Consider the following 17,566-nt stretch of genomic DNA (forward strand, 5'->3'; position numbering starts at 1 on the left):
GGCTATAGTTGAAATTATAAATCTAACAAAAAACTTTAAAGATATTGAAGTTATTCATAACACTTCATTTTATTTAAATAATAGAGCGACTACATTAGTAGCTTAAAAACATGATTAAACCGTTATTCTTAGGACTAGCGGTTTTTATTTTTATGTGCCAGGGGGCAAAAAAGGGGGCGAGTAAGTAATTTTCCAACTGTTTAATTCAAGCTAAAAATCCCCAATCGTAGTGATTGAGGATTGAGCAAATAAATCTTAAACAATACCTTGGGCAATCATAGCGTTTGCTACATTTTCAAAGGCAGCAATGTTAGCTCCTGCAAGGTAGTCTTTATCAAGACCGTATGTTTCTGAAGTAGTTTTAGCTGTGTTGAAGATGTTTGTCATGATGTCTTTGAGACGGCCATCAACTTCTTCACGAGTCCATGAGAGACGAAGACTGTTTTGGCTCATTTCAAGGGCTGAAACGGCTACACCACCAGCGTTGGCAGCTTTCGCAGGTCCGTAGAAGATACCATTTTCTTTGTAAACTTTGATGGCATCAAGATCGCTTGGCATGTTGGCACCTTCAGATACACAGATAACGCCTTGAGCAACCAAACGTTTAGCTGCTTCACCGTTGATTTCGTTTTGAGTCGCACATGGAAGCGCAATGTCATAGTTTCCAGCGTAAGTCCATACAGAACCTTCATGATAAGTAGCAGTTGCTTTCTCAGCTGCATACTCAGTCAAACGAGCGCGACGTTTTTCTTTAACATCAGCCAATAGATCGAAGTCGATACCATTTTCATCGATGACATAACCATTCGAATCAGATACAGAGATAACAGTTGCACCGAGTTCAGTCGCTTTTTGAAGAGCGTATTGAGCAACGTTACCAGAACCTGAAATAACGACTTTCTTACCAGCAAAGCTGTTACCGTTAGCTTTGAGCATTTCTTCAGTATAGTAAACCAAACCGTAACCAGTTGCTTCTGGACGGATCAAGCTACCACCAAATCCAAGAGGTTTACCAGTCAAGACACCAGCATCAAATTGGTTAAGACGCTTGTATTGACCGTAAAGATAACCAATCTCACGTCCACCTACACCGATATCACCAGCAGGTACGTCAAGTGATGGCCCAATGTATTTTTGCAATTCAGTCATGAAGCTTTGGCAGAAGCGCATCACTTCAGCATCTGTTTTACCTTTAGGATCGAAGTCTGATCCACCTTTACCTCCACCGATAGGAAGTCCAGTCAAGACATTTTTAAAGATTTGTTCAAATCCGAGGAATTTCAAGATCCCTTGGTTTACAGTTGGGTGGAAACGAAGTCCGCCTTTGTATGGTCCAACAGCTGAGTTGAATTGAACACGGTAGCCACGGTTTACTTGAACTTTTCCATCACGGTCAACCCAAGGAACACGGAAAGAAATCACGCGCTCAGGCTCAGTAATACGTGCCAAGATATTTTCTTCGATATACTCAGGGTGTTTTTCAAATACAGGTTCTAAAGTGTTGAAAAATTCTTCAACAGCTTGGAGGAATTCAGCCTCGTGCCCGTTACGAGCTTTTACAGTTTCAAACACGCTTTGGATATATTCTTTAGCAGATGTCATATCGTTCTCCTTTTATTGTCATATTTTATTACATGAGTCATTATAGCAGAATTTTTTTTCACTGTAAAGAAAAAAACAGAAATTTTCTAAAAATTCTTTCAATTCAGTTTTTGGGATTTTTTGAAAATAGATAAAAAAACGAACGTTTTTCTTGTAAATATCTTTCTCAAAGAGAAAATCTTAAAGTATGCTATAAGAAAAGAAAATGTTTAGCAATTCAGAAATCACTTGTTAATTTATCCGTGATATGTTAGATTTGCCAGTAAAACTATGACCATTTTGGAGGAAAGCAATATTTACATCCCCTTATTCAGGGCAGGATTTTCTATACAAGTATAGATGTCTTGCTGGAGTTGGATCATGGAACCCAAGCGGTTATTGAGATTTAGAACTATCATCAGAATTTTTTCATTAGGCTTGTTCGCTAACCATAAAGTACTATACTATCCATGAACAGGGCCCAGAAAAAGTAGCCTTATTTCTTAAGAATTTTAATAGTTTAAAGCAATTAGCACCTGTTTATATTGATGAAACAGGATTCGATACTTATTTTTATCGAGAATATGGTCGCTCTTTAAAAGGTCAGATAATAAGAGGTAAAGTATCTGGAAGAAGATATCAGAGGATTTCTTTGGTTGCAGGGCTAACAAATGGTGAGTTAATCGCTCCAATGACTTACCAAGAGGCGATGACGAGCGACTTTTTTGAAGCATGGTTTCAGAAATTTCTCTTACCAACATTAAACAAACCATCAGTTATTATTATGGATAATACAAGATTCCATAGAATGGCTAAGATAGAAGTCTTGTGTGAAGAGTTTGGGCATAAACTTTTACCTCTTCCTCCCTACTCACCTGAGTACAATCCTATGGAGAAGACATGGGCTCATATCAAAAAGCACCTCAAAAAGGTATTATCAAGTTGTAATACCTTTTACGAGGCTCTTTTGTCTTGTTCTTGTTTCAGTTTGTTATAAATACCTAAGATAAGAGTTACACTAGGTAAATAAAAATCTCTATACTATCTGAAAGTGAAGATTACTCACTATAAGATAGCATAGAGCCTTTTTGTTGTAGTTAAATTATCCTACCCACTCACCGTCGTAATTGACACGGTAGCCGTCTGGGGTCGTCGTATTGATGGCTAGGGCACCAGAGCTATAGGCATAGTACCATTTACCAGATACTTTCATCCAGCCTGTTTTCATAGCACCTGAATCTTGAAGGTAGTACCAGCTACCGTTATCTTTGAGCCAACCAGTCTTCATAGCGCCTGAACCGTCGAGATAGTACCAGCTACCGTCTTTCACCCAGCCTGTTTGCATCCAACCAGAGTTGTCAAAGCGATACCAAGTTCTATTTATTTTTTCCCATCCATTACTCGTGTATGAGCCGTCATTGTGTTTAAACCACCAACGTCCGTTTGATTGAATCCAACTTCCGAAGTATTGAGAATGATTGAACCAACTTCTTAGTCGATTAAGAAATTCGGCAGGGTCATTGGTCTCATCGTCTAGTTTCTGACTTGAATTTGTATTTTCATTTTTGGTTTTATGAGTTCCGATAGCCTTTAAGTCTTTGTCAAAAAGATTTGCCTTAGTCGCAAATGTTTGAATCTGAGAAGAATTTGCTTCTGTATATTGAATAGCCTTTCCATAACCACCAGCTAATTCTTCAGAGCCACCAGATGCTGTTCCGAAACTTTGTGCAACGGTAATCCATCCATTTTGAGTGGCAGGGTTTTCAAAGGCTGCAAGCCCCATATAGGTCAGTTTTGGATCAATTAAGGATTTATAGTGTCCAGTTTGACCTGTAACACTGACACCACTACGAGATTTAACATAATCGGCTTTTTCATCATACCATTGCTGGATGGCCTTCATAAATCCGTCATAGTTCCAAGCCAAATTTTCTGAAAGGGAGAAATTTCCTGCAGGCCAAGCGCTCCAAATGTCCTTACTAGATAAGCGTGTGTGATCAATGGTGATCGAAGCTTCTGCTGCACGAACGAAGGCTGTTTTTTCTAGCGCAGTTGACCATTTGATAGGAACATAGCTAGTAACTAGACCTTCGTCTGCTGCCTCTTTTCGAATGGCATTGATACGGTCTAAGATAGCCTGTTTATCTGGCGTTAAGAAAGTCCCTTCAACCCCAACTAGAGTAGTACCAGAAGAAGTACTAGTGACCTCAGAGTTTAAGATATTGTAGGATTGACCATTGATTGCTTGAGTGGAAACCAGCCTATCATTAGCGGCTACTGATTGTGATGTAAGAGTTCCAGCTCCTAACAAGGAAAGTACTAAAACTGTAGCAAGTGTGAACTTTTTAGTTTTATTGTTCATTTTGTGTCCTCCTATTTTTATTATAACATCTCTACTGGGCAGAGTAAACTAAAATTCGGTATAGCTAGGGACTAGATTTATTTTAAATTTAGATGTTAGCAAAAATTTTTCTTAAATTTGGTGTATAATATAAATAGATGATTTTAATGAATCTACTCGACTTGTTCGATAACTATCTGAAGCGAGATTAGGTGCTCAGAAATTGAATTTTTAAGGTTCCCACTTAGTCATACTTTTTAGGTTTCACATCTTTAAATAAGCTAAACACTCTATGATGTAATATAAATTATAGTTTAGAGGATGTAGAACAAATCTTCCTTCATCAAGGAAGTCAAAGAACTCAATAACACAGGGATTCCATTCCCCTAGAAAGGTTAAATAAATGAAATCATATAAGAAATTTACGATTCTTGCTCTAGCTCTTCTTGGATTTACTAGCCAAACAGTTCTAGCTAATGATACTAGTCATCCTACGAATAACTCTATCGCTAGTTCAACTACTAGCTCTGCAAGTGATTCTCAAGCAGCTGCAGAAAACCAGCCGACGACTCCTAGTTCGAGTGAGCAGGAGACAAAACCAACTCTTCCTACTGAGTCTAAGCTACAAACTGGTTGGGTAAAAGAAGACGGGAAGTGGACTTATTATAGTCAAACAGGTGTCAAATTTACAGATACTCTTTATGAGGGCTACCTATTTGATAAGAATGGTTACTTACTTGAAAATAGCTGGTATCAGATGGCTAACAAGTGGTACTACGCCAATGGCTCAGGAAAATATTTGTCTAACCAATGGAGTCAAATCAATGGTAAATGGTATGCATTTGATCAAAATGGTGCCATGATGGCTAATACTTGGAAGGGAAACTATTACCTGAAATCCAGTGGGGCTATGGCAGATAAAGAATGGGTGTACGATCCTAACTACTCTAGCTGGTTTTATCTCAAGTCAGGTGGGCACTATGCTGAGCAGCAATGGGTCGGCTCTTACTATCTAAAATCTGGTGGCTACATGGCTCACAAAGAGTGGCTTTATGATCCAGATTATCAAGCTTGGTATTATCTTAAAGAAGATGGCGTTTATGTCACTGGAACTTATACTATTGATGGAAGTAGTCATTTTTTCAAAGATAATGGTAAATGGGTTCAAGAACTTCCAAAAGGATTTGAAAAGGGGCGCTATAGTAAAACTATCTTCCTAGATCCTGGGCATGGTGGACGTGATTCGGGCGCTTACTATTATGGAATAGCTGAAAAAGATTTGAATCTACAGGTCTCTCGTAAATTACGGAAACGTTTAGAAGAACTTGGCTATATAGTTTTAACATCTCGTGATAGTGATGTGGATGTTGACTTTGTGACAGAGCGTTCTCGTATGGTAAATAAAACGAATGCAGACTTCTTTATTAGTATTCATTTTAACGCTACTGGGAATGACACAACACTGAATCTGGGAATACAGACTTATTCTTATAAGGAAGATGCAGGTTACCCGAGCAAGATTAACCAGTACTGGCATAATAATCCAGACCGTATAAGTGAAAGTAATCGTTTGGCCGCTGACCTTCATTCATCTCTCTTGACCGAGACAGGAGCTAGAGATGCTGGACTTCTGCAAGCCACCTTCGCTGTTCTTCGTGAGACTGCGAAACCTGCTGTGTTATTAGAGTTGGGTTATATGGATAATTCAGAAGAAAACCAACGAATCCGTAGTGAACAATACCAAGATAAGTTGGTTGAAGGCATTATTAAAGGAATTCAAAAATATTACGCTGGAAATTAAGAAACTAGATCAAACTAAGCTTTGGAGATTGTCCTAGGCTTAGTTTTTTATTGGTAAGGAACTGAAAATCAAGATAAGGAAGACTAAGCCTTGTCAAATTAAAAAACTTTGTACTCTGGAAACCATTGTGTGGCTAGTTAGAGTGCAAAGTTTTTTTGATTTTCTAGTTAAAATGAGGACTGTATTTTTTATGAGTATACTATATGATTAAGAGTAGTGGACATTAAAATGATGATTTTGAGTTTTTATTATTTTTGCTTTGTAGCAAGGTAACATAGTCGCTTTTTGTGTGGAATAAGTGGGAAAGAAAAACAGTTCTTTGAGTTTGATCGATAAAGTAAAGCAAGATATATTGCCCGATAATTTTTCCTCGTGTGGGGTACTTACTATTGATTTTAAGTCCGATTTTTTCATCTGCATCAAAGCCAGCTTCAGGAAAGGTTTCTAAACTTTTTAAGCCGTCTAAAATTTTGGCCACAGTATTTTTAGCCGACTGGGGTGATAAAAGAACAGTAGTAATGTAATCATGAATACTGTCAATTGCTTGACTCACTTCGGTAGATAGAATCACTTTATAAGTCATATCGTAGCCTCATATCATCTAGGGAAGTTCCTTGTCCGGATTCATATTCTCTTAAGGCGCGTTCAGATTGGGCTTGTAGTTCTTGAATCAATCGTTCACGGTGTAAATCTTCTGCAGTTTTTATTGGCAAATCCTGTTCGAGGACAATCTGCTCGATAAAAAGACTAATAGCATCCGTCATAGTCATTCCTTTTTCCTTGATGATAGCTCTAGCCTGTTCCATTGATGACTCATTGATTTTAAAATTGTATTGCTTAGTAAGTGATGTCGTCATGGTATATCTCCAATCTATACTATATATAGCTAGTATATATCTTTTCTATTTTTTAGGCAAGAAAAAACTCTATATTCTGAAAACCATCGAGTGGCTATCGAGAGTGCAAAGTTTTTTTGAGCTTGGAAAATTTGGATTTAAAAACTGATTTCAAGAAAGAAAAAAGAACAGCCGAAACTGTTCTTTTTATCATTATTTGAGACCGTATTTTTTGTTGAAACGATCCACGCGTCCATCTGCTTGAGTGAACTTTTGACGTCCAGTGTAGAATGGGTGTGAGTCTGATGAAATTTCCACACGGATCAATGGGTAAGTCTCGCCTTCGAACTCAACTGTTTCGTTAGAGCGTTTTGTTGAACCGCTAAGGAATTGGTAACCAGTAGTTGTGTCCATGAAGACAACTGGGCGATATTCTGGATGGATATCTTTTTTCATTTTGCAATAGTTCCTTTCTGCCATGGTCTCTTTGCGAGCCATAGATTGTTACCATACTAGTCTATCAGATTCTGAAAAGTTTGGCAAGTATTTTATCAGTTTTTAAGCAAGTTTTTTAACTTTTGGTAGATGATTTCGTTTTCCTCTAGGCTATAGGAATTAGCACCACTTGCTAGAGGGTGGCCTCCACCATCATGTTCCTTGGCAATTTCATTGATAGGATGAATTTTACTGCGTAAGCGAACGCGGTAGTGGCCATCAGCCTGTTCCACAAAAATTCCCCAGAGACTCACACTGTCAATGCGTCCAGGCGCACCGACAATGGCTGCAGTTTCAGCATCGGTAACATTGAATTGTTTCAAGATTTCTTGACTCAGGATAACGCGAGCTGCACCATTTTCATCCACTTCCAGATGGTCGTAGATGTAGCCTTGAAGTTTCGCAATTTTGTAGCTCATAGTGTCCATTTTGCGAGTGAGGGCCGCAAAGTCAAAGTTTTGTTCTCTCAGAGAGGCAGCCAGGCGGAGGGTGCGTGCAGTGGTAGAAGGGTAGAGGAATCGACCTGTATCACCAACGATTCCTGCAAAAAGTAGCTCAGCAGCACGATCTGACAAGACCAGTTGGGTTGTTTGGGCAAATAGGGTAATCATCTCGCTAGCACTGCTAGAATTAGTATCCACCCAAGATAGGTCACCGTATACATCATCATTTGGATGGTGGTCAATCTTAATGAGAAAATCACCTTGACTATAGCGCTTATCATCAATACGAGCAGTATTGGCCGTATCACAGACGATAACAAGTGCCCCTTGGTAGGCACTATCTTCAACAAGATCCATCTCAGCCATCCAGGTAAGAGTTGGTTCATCAAAACCAACTGCTTTGATGGTTTTTTCAGGGAAATGATGTTCCAGTAAGGCCTTCAATCCCACCTGACTTCCCAAGGCATCAGGGTCTGGTTTCATATGACGGTGAATGATAATCGTGTCGTATTCTTTGATTTTTTCTAAAATTTGATGGCAAATTTCCATAAATAACCTCAATTCTTTCTCATTTCATTGTAGCACAAGAATTTTTATTTTTAAAATGAAAAAGATGTGATATAATGGAGAAAGATAAATTGAGGAGGACGATATGGCATTAGCAAAAATTGTATTTGCCAGTATGACCGGTAATACCGAAGAAATTGCAGATATTGTAGCAGACAAATTACGTGACTTGGGCTTGGATGTCGATGTTGATGAATGTACAACTGTTGACGCTTCAGACTTCTTGGAAGCAGACATCGCTATTGTTGCGACCTATACTTATGGTGATGGAGAATTGCCAGATGAGATGATGGACTTCTACGAAGACCTAGCAGATCTCAACTTGAATGGCAAAATCTACGGAGTGGTCGGCTCAGGAGATACCTTCTACGATGAATTCTGTAAGGCTGTTGATGACTTTGACCGTGTCTTTGTGTCAACAGGAGCAGAAAAAGGTTCAGAGTGTGTCAAAGTTGATCTTTCTGCCGAGGAAGAAGATATTGAACGCTTGGAACAATTCGCAGAAGAATTGGCTGCTAAAGTAGGATAAGCATAAGAGTGCGCTGATGTAATCAATCAGTGCATTTTTCTTATCATGAGTTGGGATTTTACTAGCCTATTTGCTGGCTTTTTGATACAATAATTCAAATAAAGGAGGATACTGTATGGATTTAGATATTATTCGTCAAGAAATTGATCAAATCGACGACCAAATCGTCAAGCTGTTAGAAGAACGAATGCATTTGGTTGAGGGGGTAGTTGCCTATAAGAAAGCTTCAGGGAAACCAATTTTAGATACCAAGAGAGAGGCAGTTATTTTTGAAAAGGTTAGAAGTCGTGTAGGAGACAAGCGCTATCAGGAGACTATTGTAGCGACTTTTTCGGACATACTCAAACGTTCGCGTGATTATCAGGATCAAAATATCAAATGAAAAAAGAACCATTTTATCCGCTAGGGATTTTTCTAGCTGCTATGTTGGGCGGACTTGTCCGCTACCTAGTTTCCACTTGGTTACCAGCCAGTCCTGACTTTCCTTGGGGCACTCTCTTTGTCAACTATCTGGGAATTTTTTGCCTGGTTTATCTTGTCAAGGGATATCTGGTCTATAAAGGAACCAGTAAAGGCGTTATTTTAGCTCTGGGTACAGGTTTTTGTGGTGGTTTGACAACATTTTCTAGTCTCATGCTTGATGCTGTGAAACTACTGGATACAGGGCGTTATCTTAGTTTAGTCCTGTATTTGCTTTTGAGCATCGGTGGAGGACTGCTTTTAGCTTACTATTTAGGGAGGAAGAAATGGTAATCGTCTATCTTGCAATTGCTTGTGGTTTCGGAGCTTTAGTGCGCTATTTCTTTTCCCGCTATAATCAAGCTTCCAAATTGCCATTCGGAACGCTCATAGACAATCTTTTGGGTTGTTTTTTGATTGGATTATTCTACAATCATGTGGAATCTAAGGAAGTCTATGCTATTCTAGCAACTGGATTTTGTGGAGGTTTGACAACTTTTTCGACCTTGAATGACGAACTTCAAAGACTGTTAAGTGATAAGAAGGTATTTTATAGCTACCTAGCCTTAACCTACCTAGGTGGTTTAGTTGCGATTTTTTTAGGAATTCTGCTATAAATTTCTTTACTTTTTTGTGGAAATTTGGTAAACTGTATCTTGTGTGTAATGGACGCACAAAAATACAGTTTATCCGCTGAGGAAGATTCCTCAAGATTGACAAAGATAGGAGAATAAAATGAATCCATTAATCCAAAGCTTGACTGAAGGTCAACTTCGTACAGATATCCCATCATTCCGTCCTGGTGACACTGTTCGTGTACACGCGAAAGTTGTCGAAGGAAACCGTGAACGTATCCAGATTTTTGAAGGTGTTGTTATTGCACGTAAAGGTGCTGGCATCTCAGAAAACTACACAGTTCGTAAAATCTCTAACGGTGTAGGTGTTGAGCGTATCTTCCCAATCCACACTCCACGTGTTGAAAAAATCGAAGTTGTTCGTTACGGTAAAGTACGTCGTGCGAAATTGTACTACTTGCGTGCTCTTCAAGGTAAAGCAGCTCGTATCAAAGAAATCCGTCGTTAATTCGACTAAAAAACTCTGCTCATTTAGCAGAGTTTTTATCTAGCTCCCTTAGTTCAATGGATATAACAACTCCCTCCTAAGGAGTAGTTGCAGGTTCGATTCCTGCAGGGGGCATGTAATTAGATATCAAAGAAGTTTGTCAAAAAGTCTTTGATATTAAAAGAACGCATAATATAGGGGATTTATGTACTGACCCCCAAAAGTTAGATTTTTTCTGTCTAACTTTTGGGGTGCAGTTCATTATCTCCATAATATTATGCGTTTTATTATTGAAAAATTTGGGCAATCATCAGATAAAATTGAGACTATATCGAGTATATAAATGTTTGTATAATCAATTTATTCAAAATCGTCAAGTTCTAAATTATTTAAAGGACTATAACATTCATATTTCTTTAAGTAATTGTTTATTTCTTCAGCAGTAGAACAAGGTAAATTAACTCTTAAATAGTCAATATCTTCTTTAGATAAAAAATGATTTGCATTCAAAATTGAGAAGCGAAATAATGCTTCATCAAAAGCAAAATCGTAATCGTCATCAGATAATGATTCCATTAATGTTTGAATATGTTTTAGTGAGTAGTCAGGTATCGAATCGGGATAATATACTGGATAATCAGTGGCTGAAAAATTGTTTTCTAATCCTGAACTAGTAATTATCAAAGATTCTATGTAATATATTAAAGAATGTTTAATATTACCTTCTTGTTCCAAATGTCTTCCTTGAGCCTTTCGTGTGTTAGATAAACATCCAAAATCTCCTGATACAGTATTCCTATGAGCTTGTTTATTTAAAAGACTCCATTTTATATCACCAAAAGTTGCTTTAAAAGAGATATTATTTTTTTCTTTACAATAATCTTCCATAGTTATGTCTTTATCATAGTATGCTTTGATAAAGTCACTATGTTCGATAATAAGATTTTGTGCTTCTTTTGTTAGTTTAAATTCGAACGGAATATCTAATTTGTCAACGTTGATATTATTAATTATTCTTGTAATTAATTCTGCTTTTTTTCCAGAAGTAGGTAAATTATGTTTAGATAATATAGTTTTTAATTCTACTACTTTAAGATATGATAAAGTCTTATTTTTAGTGAAGTATCCTAATTTGTATAATTGATTGTGTGTAGATTCAGGGTCAATTTGAAGAGAGTATTTAAAATATCTTGGGAAATTATAATTTCTCCCTGTTTTTTGAGTCCAATCTATGAGTATGAGTTGCCCAGGAGTAAGGCCGCACTCTAATTTGTTTAGGTAAAAATTGTTACAATCAGAATTTGTGTCTCTATTATGATTATTTTGTTTTAAATTAAATAGTTTGCTAAAAAAATTCATTGGATTTTATTGCTAATCAATTCTTATTGAAAAATGATACTTTTACAGTACCCATGTACGGATAGCATGGGCAACGCCAGATTCGTCATTTGTTTTGGTGATGTATTTGGCGATTTTTTTGATTTCTGGATTTCCGTTTTCCATGACTACAGGGTTGCCAACGACTTCCAGCATGGCACGGTCATTTTCTTCGTCACCGATAGCCATGGTTTCATCTTTGGTCAATCCGAGTTTTTCAGCTAGGTGGGTAATAGCTGAACCCTTATCTACATTCTTTTTAAGGAGTTCGAGGTAGAAAGGAGCCGATTTGTTAATGGAGTAGCGCTCGTAAAATTCTGCTGGGATTTTTTCAATCGCAGCATCCAGAATCTCAGGTTCATCGATGAACATACACTTGACAATTTCTTTGTCAGCCATTTCTTCAGGTGTACGGTAGAAGATAGGCATGCTGACGAGGGTTGATTCGTGCACTGTGTATTTTCCGATATTGCGATTGGCCGTGTAGATACCGTCTTTGGTAATAGCGTGCATGTGAACACCGAGCTTACGACTGAGAAATTCCATAACCAGATAATCCTCATAGGTCAAGGATTCGCTGATAATTTCATGGCCTGTAGCAGTTTCTTGGACAAGGGCACCGTTGAAGGTCACCACATAGTCACCCTCGTCTCTCAACTGCAAGTCGTCCAGAAGTTTGGCAACACCTGCGATAGGGCGGCCAGTTGCAATGACGACTTTGACACCAGCTTCTTTGGCATCTTGGATGGCAGAAAAGACTTCAGGAGTGATTTCCTTTTGGCTGTTGACTAGGGTTCCGTCAATATCGACGGCGATTAGTTTAATACTCATAAAATTCCTCCTCTAGTTTTTATTTGGGGTAAAATGATCGTTCTCAATCAAGTGTAAAAATTGCTGGGTAATGCTTGCGAAGATACTGTTTTGATCCAACATTTCTTTTGGGAAATAGAAACGATTATCTCCGTGGCGACTGCCAGCAAGGGATTGGACGATAGGAGACAGGCTAGAGAGTTCGGCTAGTTCTCCATTTTTCTGTAGAATCTCAATCTGTGTCCGTGGATTTTCAGATTCGGGACGATAGATATCATAAGGGAGGTCGAAGTTCTTATGAATGGCAGTATAGTAGTCGGGATCAAAGCCAATGTCCTCAACCAATTTTCTCATGCTAGCGAGTTGGTCTTGGTTTTCTTGTGAAAAAGTAATGGATTTAAAGACTTTGCGGTTGACAAAGCGTTGCGACAAGTCTGCAAGAATCTTATCAGGACTGGTCATCCAGAGCTGGAAGTAGGTATTCATCACACCATCATCCAGAGCCAGATAGTCAGTCAAGGTTACATTTTTTTCAAAGAAAGGCAGGAGATGTGGAGAAGTTCGTGCAAAGAAATCTTTGTCTTTAGGATAGAGTTCCTTGGCGCGCTTTAGAAGATTCTGTAGGAGGACCTCCATGGCGCGTGTTGCTGGGTGGAAATAAACCTGCATGTACATCTGGTAGCGACTGAGGACATAGTCTTCGATGGCGTGCATGCCATTGCGCTGAAAGGCGATACCATTTGCGACAGGACGAATGACTCGGAGGATGCGAGTCAGGTCAAATTCTCCATAGGAAGCTCCTGTAAAATAGGAGTCGCGCAAGAGATAGTCCATGCGATCCGCATCAATCTGGCTAGAAATGAGCTGCACAACCTGCTTGTTAGGGTAGGTATGGTCGATGACACTGGCTACCTTTTCTGGAAAGTCTGGCGCTACTTGTAGTAGAACTTGGTGAATCTCGGTCTCAGGATTTTGGATAATTTCCTGAGTGATTGCTTCATGGTCGGTATCAAAGAGATGTTCAAAAGTATGGGAGTAGGCACCATGCCCAAGGTCATGTAGGAGAGCAGCGGTCATGGTCAAGAGAGACTCGGCAGGATTCCATTCCTCAGGATATTTTTCTTCAAAAATCTCTGTGATGCGTCGTGCAATCTCATAGACTCCTAGACAGTGAGAGAAGCGACTGTGTTCTCCACCGTGGAAGGTATAACTGGAAGTCCCCAGTTGTTTGATGCGACGCAAACGCTGAAATTCTTTTGTATTGATCAAGTCATAGATGATTTGATTATTGACATGGATGTAGTTGTGAACTGGGTCACGGAATACTTTTTCGTTCATATGACCATTATAGCAAAAAGCTAGAGTTTTTGGTAAAATAGTAGGACAAGAGACAAGAAAGAGGACTTGATGTGAAGATTCGGATGCGAAATACGATTCAGTTTGATGAGCAGTTGGAAGTGATTGACCAACTCTATGATGTAGAAGTGCATGAAAAAGGAGATTATAGCTACCTGCTTTTTTATAATGAGGAAAAGGAAAAAGTGGTTATTAAATTTCATGGTCAAGAACTGGTGATGAGTCGATTTTCCAATCCCAAGACCATTATGCGCTTTCTAAAGGATAGCGATAGTTTAGCTTATATTCCTACACCTATGGGCATGCAGGAATTTATCATCCAAACGAGCCATTATCAAGTTGATGGGCAAAAGATTGAACTAGATTATCAACTACAAAATCAAGAGGGACACCCCTTTGCCAGCTATCAATTGGAAATTACTTGGGGCTAGTCTCTTGTCTTTTTCAAATTTTGCTAGCTATCTTCTCGGATTAGCCTGCTAATGTGGTAGATTAGGCTATTTTTTGGTATAATAAAAGTTATGGAAATTGAAAAAACCAATCGTATGAATGCGCTCTTTGAATTTTATGCGGCGCTGTTGACAGACAAGCAAATGAATTATATAGAGCTCTACTACGCTGATGATTACAGTCTTGCTGAGATTGCCGAGGAATTCGGTGTCAGTCGTCAGGCTGTCTATGATAATATCAAGCGGACAGAAAAGATTCTGGAAGATTATGAGATGAAATTGCACATGTACTCGGACTACATTGTCCGTAGTCAGATTTTTGACCAGATTTTGGAGCAGTATCCCAATGATGACTTTCTGCAAAAGCAGATAGAAATTTTAACAAGCATTGATAATAGAGAATAAGAGGAAGAAAAATGGCATTTGAAAGTTTAACAGAACGTTTACAGAACGTCTTTAAAAATTTACGTAAAAAAGGAAAAATATCTGAATCTGATGTCCAAGAGGCAACCAAAGAAATTCGCTTGGCCTTGCTTGAGGCCGACGTTGCCTTGCCTGTTGTAAAGGACTTTATCAAGAAAGTTCGTGAGCGTGCAGTCGGACATGAGGTCATTGATACCCTTAATCCTGCGCAACAAATTATTAAAATCGTTGATGAGGGGCTGACAACCGTTTTAGGTTCTGACACGGCAGAAATTATCAAGTCACCTAAGATTCCTACAATCATCATGATGGTCGGTTTGCAGGGGGCTGGTAAAACAACCTTTGCTGGTAAATTGGCCAACAAACTCAAGAAGGAAGAAAATGCCCGTCCTTTGATGATTGCGGCGGATATTTACCGTCCTGCGGCTATTGACCAGTTGAAAACTCTGGGTCAACAGATTGATGTGCCGGTTTTCGCTCTTGGGACAGAGGTTCCAGCTGTGGAGATTGTTCGTCAAGGTTTGGAACAAGCCCAAGCCAATCACAACGATTATGTCTTGATTGATACGGCAGGTCGTTTGCAGATTGATGAGCTTTTGATGAATGAACTTCGTGACGTAAAAGCATTGGCTCAACCAAACGAAATTCTGCTCGTCGTTGATGCCATGATTGGTCAAGAAGCGGCCAATGTTGCGCGTGAGTTTAATGCTCAGTTGGAAGTGACTGGGGTTATCCTTACTAAGATTGATGGGGATACTCGTGGTGGTGCGGCTCTATCTGTTCGTCACATTACAGGAAAACCAATCAAGTTCACTGGTACAGGTGAAAAGATTACGGACATTGAAACCTTCCACCCAGACCGTATGTCTAGCCGTATCCTTGGCATGGGGGATATGCTCACTCTGATTGAGAAAGCTTCTCAGGAATACGATGAGCAAAAAGCCCTTGAAATGGCTGAGAAGATGCGTGAAAACACCTTCGATTTCAATGATTTCATTGATCAGTTGGATCAGGTACAAAACATGGGCCCAATGGAAGACTTGCTCAAGATGATTCCAGGCATGGCTAACAACCCAGCCCTTCAAAACATGAAGGTGGATGAGCGTCAGATTGCGCGCAAGCGTGCTATTGTATCTTCTATGACGCCTGAAGAACGTGAAAATCCTGATTTGTTAAATCCAAGCCGTCGCCGTCGTATCGCTGCAGGTTCTGGAAATACCTTTGTCGAAGTTAATAAATTCATCAAAGACTTTAATCAGGCCAAACAGCTTATGCAGGGAGTCATGTCTGGCGATATGAACAAGATGATGAAGCAGATGGGAATCAATCCAAACAACCTTCCTAAAAATATGCCAAATATGGGAGGAATGGATATGTCTGCCCTTGAAGGAATGATGGGACAAGGTGGTATGCCTGACTTGTCAGCTCTTGGAGGAGCAGGAATGCCAGATATGAGCCAGATGTTTGGTGGCGGACTCAAAGGTAAAATCGGTGAATTTGCTATGAAACAGTCCATGAAACGCATGGCGAATAAAATGAAGAAAGCGAAGAAAAAACGTAAGTAAGACAAGGGAAGGCCGCAGGGCTTTCCTTTTTTAGAAAGAAGAAAAATGAGCACTTCCATAATTGGAAATGCTCGTTTTTTGATGTGTTTAGATGTTTAGTCTTTATTTTCGTATGGCAAGATTAAGTTCAAGATGATTCCTGTCATGGCTGATAGGGCAGTACCTGAAAGAGTAACTGGACCAAGTTTAAGGATAGCTCCTCCAAGTCCAAGCACCAACATAGCACTTGCGATGATCAGGTTTCGCATTTGAGCGAAATCAACACGTTCTTTAATCAAAACTTTCAAACCGTTGCTGGCGATAACTCCATAGAGAAGGATTGACATGCCACCAAGAACAGAGTTTGGAATAGTTGAAATCAAGGCAGTGAATTTGCCAAGGAAGCTAAGAGCAATCGCGATGAAGGCAGCGTTACGGATAACTGAGACAGAAGCGATACGAGTCATACCGATAACCCCTGTATTTTCTCCGTAAGTTGTATTAGCTGGTCCACCAAGGAAGGCAGAAACAGAAGTTGCGATACCGTCACCAAGAAGAGTACGGTGAAGACCTGGTTCTTTCAAGAATTGACGGCCACAGATTTGACCCAAAACAGTATGGTCTCCGATATGCTCAGAAATTGTTACGATAGCGATTGGCAAGATAGCGATAGTTTCTGGACCAAAGTAAAGATTGTATTCTTTAAAGGCACCACCTGTGCTAAATGGCAAGTAGAAACCAGGAATTTCAAACCAGTTAGCTTCTAGGACAGGCGTAAAGTCAACCAAGCCAAGAGTTAGTGCGAAGAGGTAACCACCGATAATGGCAAAGAGGAATGGAATGATTCGTAGGAAGCCTTTTCCTTTTGTATTGATAAAGGCAGCAATCAAGAACGTAACAACGGCTACCAGAGCATTTTTCCAATTTCCGTCTGCTACAAGCCCTGCATTGGTAACAGCTGAACCTGCAAGTCCAAGACCGATAACGATGATCATAGGACCGATAATGATTGGTGGCAAGAGTTTATCAATCCATTTTGTTCCTACAAATCGGATGCTGGTAGCAACAAGGACATAGACCAAACCAGTCAAGATAACCCCTGTTTGGGCAGCAGATACATCCCCACCCATCTCCTTCATAGCCAGTGACATAGCTGTGATAAAGGCAAATGAAGAACCTAGATAAACTGGAACTTTAAATCCAGTAGCAATCATGTAGATGAGTGTTCCAACACCTGAAGCAAAAAGGGCAACAGATACAGGCATTCCCAAAATCAATGGTACTAAGATGGTCGCACCAAACATGGCGAAAACGTGTTGGAAGCTAAGGAGAATTCCTTTTCCAGCCGAAGGACGTTGGTCAACGTCTAGTAACAAATCAACAGTTGATTCTTGTTTCATATAAACCTCACTTTTGGGCATCAAAAAAGAGCCCATTATTTTACAGCAATAGGCCCTCAGAGTAAGACTTCTCTAAAATCTAGACTTTAAAGA

General features: G+C 39.4%; 19 protein-coding genes, 1 tRNA gene and 2 pseudogenes. 12 read left to right on the forward strand and 10 right to left on the reverse strand.

Annotated elements, in window-relative coordinates:
* Positions 1-255: 255 nt before the first annotated feature.
* Positions 256-1,602, reverse strand: a complete 1,347-nt coding sequence (gdhA, locus tag HT696_RS06475) for an NADP-specific glutamate dehydrogenase (RefSeq protein WP_164226588.1) — start codon at positions 1,600-1,602, stop codon at positions 256-258.
* Positions 1,603-1,807: 205 nt separating this feature from the next.
* On the opposite strand from gdhA, the pseudogene HT696_RS10755 reads away from it, so the two are divergent.
* Positions 1,808-1,988, forward strand: a pseudogene (locus HT696_RS10755) (hypothetical protein); the annotation flags it as partial.
* A gap of 56 nt (positions 1,989-2,044) precedes the next feature.
* Positions 2,045-2,578 (forward strand): annotated as a pseudogene (locus tag HT696_RS06480) (transposase); the annotation flags it as partial.
* Positions 2,579-2,683: 105 nt separating this feature from the next.
* Here HT696_RS06480 and HT696_RS06485 read toward each other — a convergent pair.
* A complete protein-coding gene (locus tag HT696_RS06485; RefSeq protein WP_164226587.1) occupies positions 2,684-3,943 on the reverse strand; it encodes a CAP domain-containing protein in 1,260 nt (419 codons plus the stop codon).
* A gap of 382 nt (positions 3,944-4,325) precedes the next feature.
* Between HT696_RS06485 and HT696_RS06490 the strand changes: the two genes are divergently transcribed.
* Positions 4,326-5,723 carry an N-acetylmuramoyl-L-alanine amidase gene (locus HT696_RS06490; RefSeq protein WP_173282669.1) on the forward strand — a complete coding sequence of 466 codons (1,398 nt, stop codon included), beginning with the start codon at positions 4,326-4,328 and terminating at the stop codon, positions 5,721-5,723.
* Positions 5,724-5,946: 223 nt separating this feature from the next.
* Here the strand turns inward: HT696_RS06490 and HT696_RS06495 are convergent, their stop codons facing one another.
* The 4 genes from HT696_RS06495 to HT696_RS06510 form a co-directional block, all read right to left on the reverse strand.
* Positions 5,947-6,306, reverse strand: a complete 360-nt coding sequence (locus tag HT696_RS06495) for a type II toxin-antitoxin system RelE/ParE family toxin (RefSeq protein ID WP_164226585.1) — start codon at positions 6,304-6,306, stop codon at positions 5,947-5,949.
* On the reverse strand, positions 6,296-6,580 hold the full coding sequence (locus HT696_RS06500; protein WP_023941319.1) for a type II toxin-antitoxin system RelB/DinJ family antitoxin: 285 nt from the start codon (positions 6,578-6,580) through the stop codon (positions 6,296-6,298). The genes HT696_RS06495 and HT696_RS06500 overlap by 11 nt, the downstream gene beginning before the upstream one ends.
* Before the next feature lie 192 nt (positions 6,581-6,772).
* On the reverse strand, positions 6,773-7,015 hold the full coding sequence (locus tag HT696_RS06505) for a type B 50S ribosomal protein L31 (RefSeq protein WP_000710764.1): 243 nt from the start codon (positions 7,013-7,015) through the stop codon (positions 6,773-6,775).
* 95 nt (positions 7,016-7,110) lie between these two features.
* On the reverse strand, positions 7,111-8,046 hold the full coding sequence (locus HT696_RS06510) for a bifunctional oligoribonuclease/PAP phosphatase NrnA (protein ID WP_164226584.1): 936 nt from the start codon (positions 8,044-8,046) through the stop codon (positions 7,111-7,113).
* Between the two features lie 103 nt (positions 8,047-8,149).
* Here HT696_RS06510 and HT696_RS06515 point away from each other — a divergent pair, with 103 nt between their 5' ends.
* The 6 genes from HT696_RS06515 (at position 8,150) to HT696_RS06540 (ending at position 10,249) form a co-directional block, all read left to right on the forward strand.
* Entirely contained in the window at positions 8,150-8,593 is a 444-nt protein-coding gene (locus HT696_RS06515; RefSeq protein WP_001162128.1) for a flavodoxin, read from the forward strand.
* Positions 8,594-8,708: 115 nt separating this feature from the next.
* The gene (locus HT696_RS06520) at positions 8,709-8,975 is read left to right on the forward strand and encodes a chorismate mutase (protein ID WP_000362436.1); all 267 of its coding nucleotides are present in this window, start codon (positions 8,709-8,711) and stop codon (positions 8,973-8,975) included.
* Positions 8,972-9,346, forward strand: a complete 375-nt coding sequence (gene crcB / locus HT696_RS06525) for a fluoride efflux transporter CrcB (RefSeq protein ID WP_164226583.1) — start codon at positions 8,972-8,974, stop codon at positions 9,344-9,346. The genes HT696_RS06520 and crcB (HT696_RS06525) overlap by 4 nt, the downstream gene beginning before the upstream one ends.
* Positions 9,340-9,669, forward strand: coding sequence for a fluoride efflux transporter CrcB (crcB, locus tag HT696_RS06530; RefSeq protein ID WP_164226582.1), 330 nt, complete (start codon positions 9,340-9,342; stop codon positions 9,667-9,669). The genes crcB (HT696_RS06525) and crcB (HT696_RS06530) overlap by 7 nt, the downstream gene beginning before the upstream one ends.
* 118 nt (positions 9,670-9,787) lie before the next feature.
* Positions 9,788-10,135, forward strand: coding sequence for a 50S ribosomal protein L19 (gene rplS, locus HT696_RS06535; protein WP_001068669.1), 348 nt, complete (start codon positions 9,788-9,790; stop codon positions 10,133-10,135).
* Between the two features lie 42 nt (positions 10,136-10,177).
* Positions 10,178-10,249 (forward strand) — tRNA-Arg (locus tag HT696_RS06540).
* 225 nt (positions 10,250-10,474) lie between these two features.
* On the opposite strand, the gene HT696_RS06545 is transcribed toward HT696_RS06540, so the two are convergent.
* Genes HT696_RS06545 through HT696_RS06555 form a run of 3 tightly spaced genes read right to left on the reverse strand, consistent with a single transcriptional unit; the run spans position 10,475 to position 13,639 of the window.
* Positions 10,475-11,473: an SAP domain-containing protein gene (locus HT696_RS06545; protein WP_173229046.1), complete on the reverse strand. Its 999-nt coding sequence runs from the start codon at positions 11,471-11,473 to the stop codon at positions 10,475-10,477.
* A 42-nt stretch (positions 11,474-11,515) separates the two neighbouring features.
* Complete coding sequence (gene yidA, locus HT696_RS06550) at positions 11,516-12,322, reverse strand: sugar-phosphatase (RefSeq protein ID WP_173282670.1); 807 nt, start codon at positions 12,320-12,322, stop codon at positions 11,516-11,518.
* Positions 12,323-12,334: 12 nt separating this feature from the next.
* Positions 12,335-13,639 (reverse strand): HD domain-containing protein, encoded by a 1,305-nt coding sequence (locus HT696_RS06555; RefSeq protein ID WP_173282671.1) that lies wholly within the window; start codon positions 13,637-13,639, stop codon positions 12,335-12,337.
* A gap of 71 nt (positions 13,640-13,710) precedes the next feature.
* Here HT696_RS06555 and HT696_RS06560 point away from each other — a divergent pair, with 71 nt between their 5' ends.
* The 3 genes from HT696_RS06560 (at position 13,711) to ffh (ending at position 16,094) form a co-directional block, all read left to right on the forward strand.
* Positions 13,711-14,088: a DUF1934 domain-containing protein gene (locus HT696_RS06560; protein ID WP_004238036.1), complete on the forward strand. Its 378-nt coding sequence runs from the start codon at positions 13,711-13,713 to the stop codon at positions 14,086-14,088.
* A 90-nt stretch (positions 14,089-14,178) separates the two neighbouring features.
* Entirely contained in the window at positions 14,179-14,511 is a 333-nt protein-coding gene (locus HT696_RS06565) for a putative DNA-binding protein (protein WP_033680400.1), read from the forward strand.
* A gap of 11 nt (positions 14,512-14,522) precedes the next feature.
* A complete protein-coding gene (ffh, locus tag HT696_RS06570) occupies positions 14,523-16,094 on the forward strand; it encodes a signal recognition particle protein (protein WP_173282672.1) in 1,572 nt (523 codons plus the stop codon).
* A gap of 95 nt (positions 16,095-16,189) precedes the next feature.
* On the opposite strand, the gene HT696_RS06575 is transcribed toward ffh, so the two are convergent.
* Positions 16,190-17,473: a solute carrier family 23 protein gene (locus tag HT696_RS06575; RefSeq protein ID WP_173282673.1), complete on the reverse strand. Its 1,284-nt coding sequence runs from the start codon at positions 17,471-17,473 to the stop codon at positions 16,190-16,192.
* Positions 17,474-17,566 lie beyond the last annotated feature (93 nt).

This window comes from Streptococcus sp. 9903 (genome assembly GCF_013276625.1).
Lineage (GTDB): Bacteria > Bacillota > Bacilli > Lactobacillales > Streptococcaceae > Streptococcus.

Bases quoted from the DNA above. Each gene is read 5' to 3' on its own strand.
- gdhA (WP_164226588.1), bottom strand. From the start codon at position 1,602: ATGACATCTGCTAAAGAATATATCCAAAGCGTGTTTGAAACTGTAAAA.
- HT696_RS06485 (WP_164226587.1), bottom strand. From the start codon at position 3,943: ATGAACAATAAAACTAAAAAGTTCACACTTGCTACAGTTTTAGTACTT.
- HT696_RS06490 (WP_173282669.1), top strand. From the start codon at position 4,326: ATGAAATCATATAAGAAATTTACGATTCTTGCTCTAGCTCTTCTTGGA.
- HT696_RS06495 (WP_164226585.1), bottom strand. From the start codon at position 6,306: ATGACTTATAAAGTGATTCTATCTACCGAAGTGAGTCAAGCAATTGAC.
- HT696_RS06500 (WP_023941319.1), bottom strand. From the start codon at position 6,580: ATGACGACATCACTTACTAAGCAATACAATTTTAAAATCAATGAGTCA.
- HT696_RS06505 (WP_000710764.1), bottom strand. From the start codon at position 7,015: ATGAAAAAAGATATCCATCCAGAATATCGCCCAGTTGTCTTCATGGAC.
- HT696_RS06510 (WP_164226584.1), bottom strand. From the start codon at position 8,046: ATGGAAATTTGCCATCAAATTTTAGAAAAAATCAAAGAATACGACACG.
- HT696_RS06515 (WP_001162128.1), top strand. From the start codon at position 8,150: ATGGCATTAGCAAAAATTGTATTTGCCAGTATGACCGGTAATACCGAA.
- HT696_RS06520 (WP_000362436.1), top strand. From the start codon at position 8,709: ATGGATTTAGATATTATTCGTCAAGAAATTGATCAAATCGACGACCAA.
- crcB (WP_164226583.1), top strand. From the start codon at position 8,972: ATGAAAAAAGAACCATTTTATCCGCTAGGGATTTTTCTAGCTGCTATG.
- crcB (WP_164226582.1), top strand. From the start codon at position 9,340: ATGGTAATCGTCTATCTTGCAATTGCTTGTGGTTTCGGAGCTTTAGTG.
- rplS (WP_001068669.1), top strand. From the start codon at position 9,788: ATGAATCCATTAATCCAAAGCTTGACTGAAGGTCAACTTCGTACAGAT.
- HT696_RS06545 (WP_173229046.1), bottom strand. From the start codon at position 11,473: ATGAATTTTTTTAGCAAACTATTTAATTTAAAACAAAATAATCATAAT.
- yidA (WP_173282670.1), bottom strand. From the start codon at position 12,322: ATGAGTATTAAACTAATCGCCGTCGATATTGACGGAACCCTAGTCAAC.
- HT696_RS06555 (WP_173282671.1), bottom strand. From the start codon at position 13,639: ATGAACGAAAAAGTATTCCGTGACCCAGTTCACAACTACATCCATGTC.
- HT696_RS06565 (WP_033680400.1), top strand. From the start codon at position 14,179: ATGGAAATTGAAAAAACCAATCGTATGAATGCGCTCTTTGAATTTTAT.
- ffh (WP_173282672.1), top strand. From the start codon at position 14,523: ATGGCATTTGAAAGTTTAACAGAACGTTTACAGAACGTCTTTAAAAAT.
- HT696_RS06575 (WP_173282673.1), bottom strand. From the start codon at position 17,473: ATGAAACAAGAATCAACTGTTGATTTGTTACTAGACGTTGACCAACGT.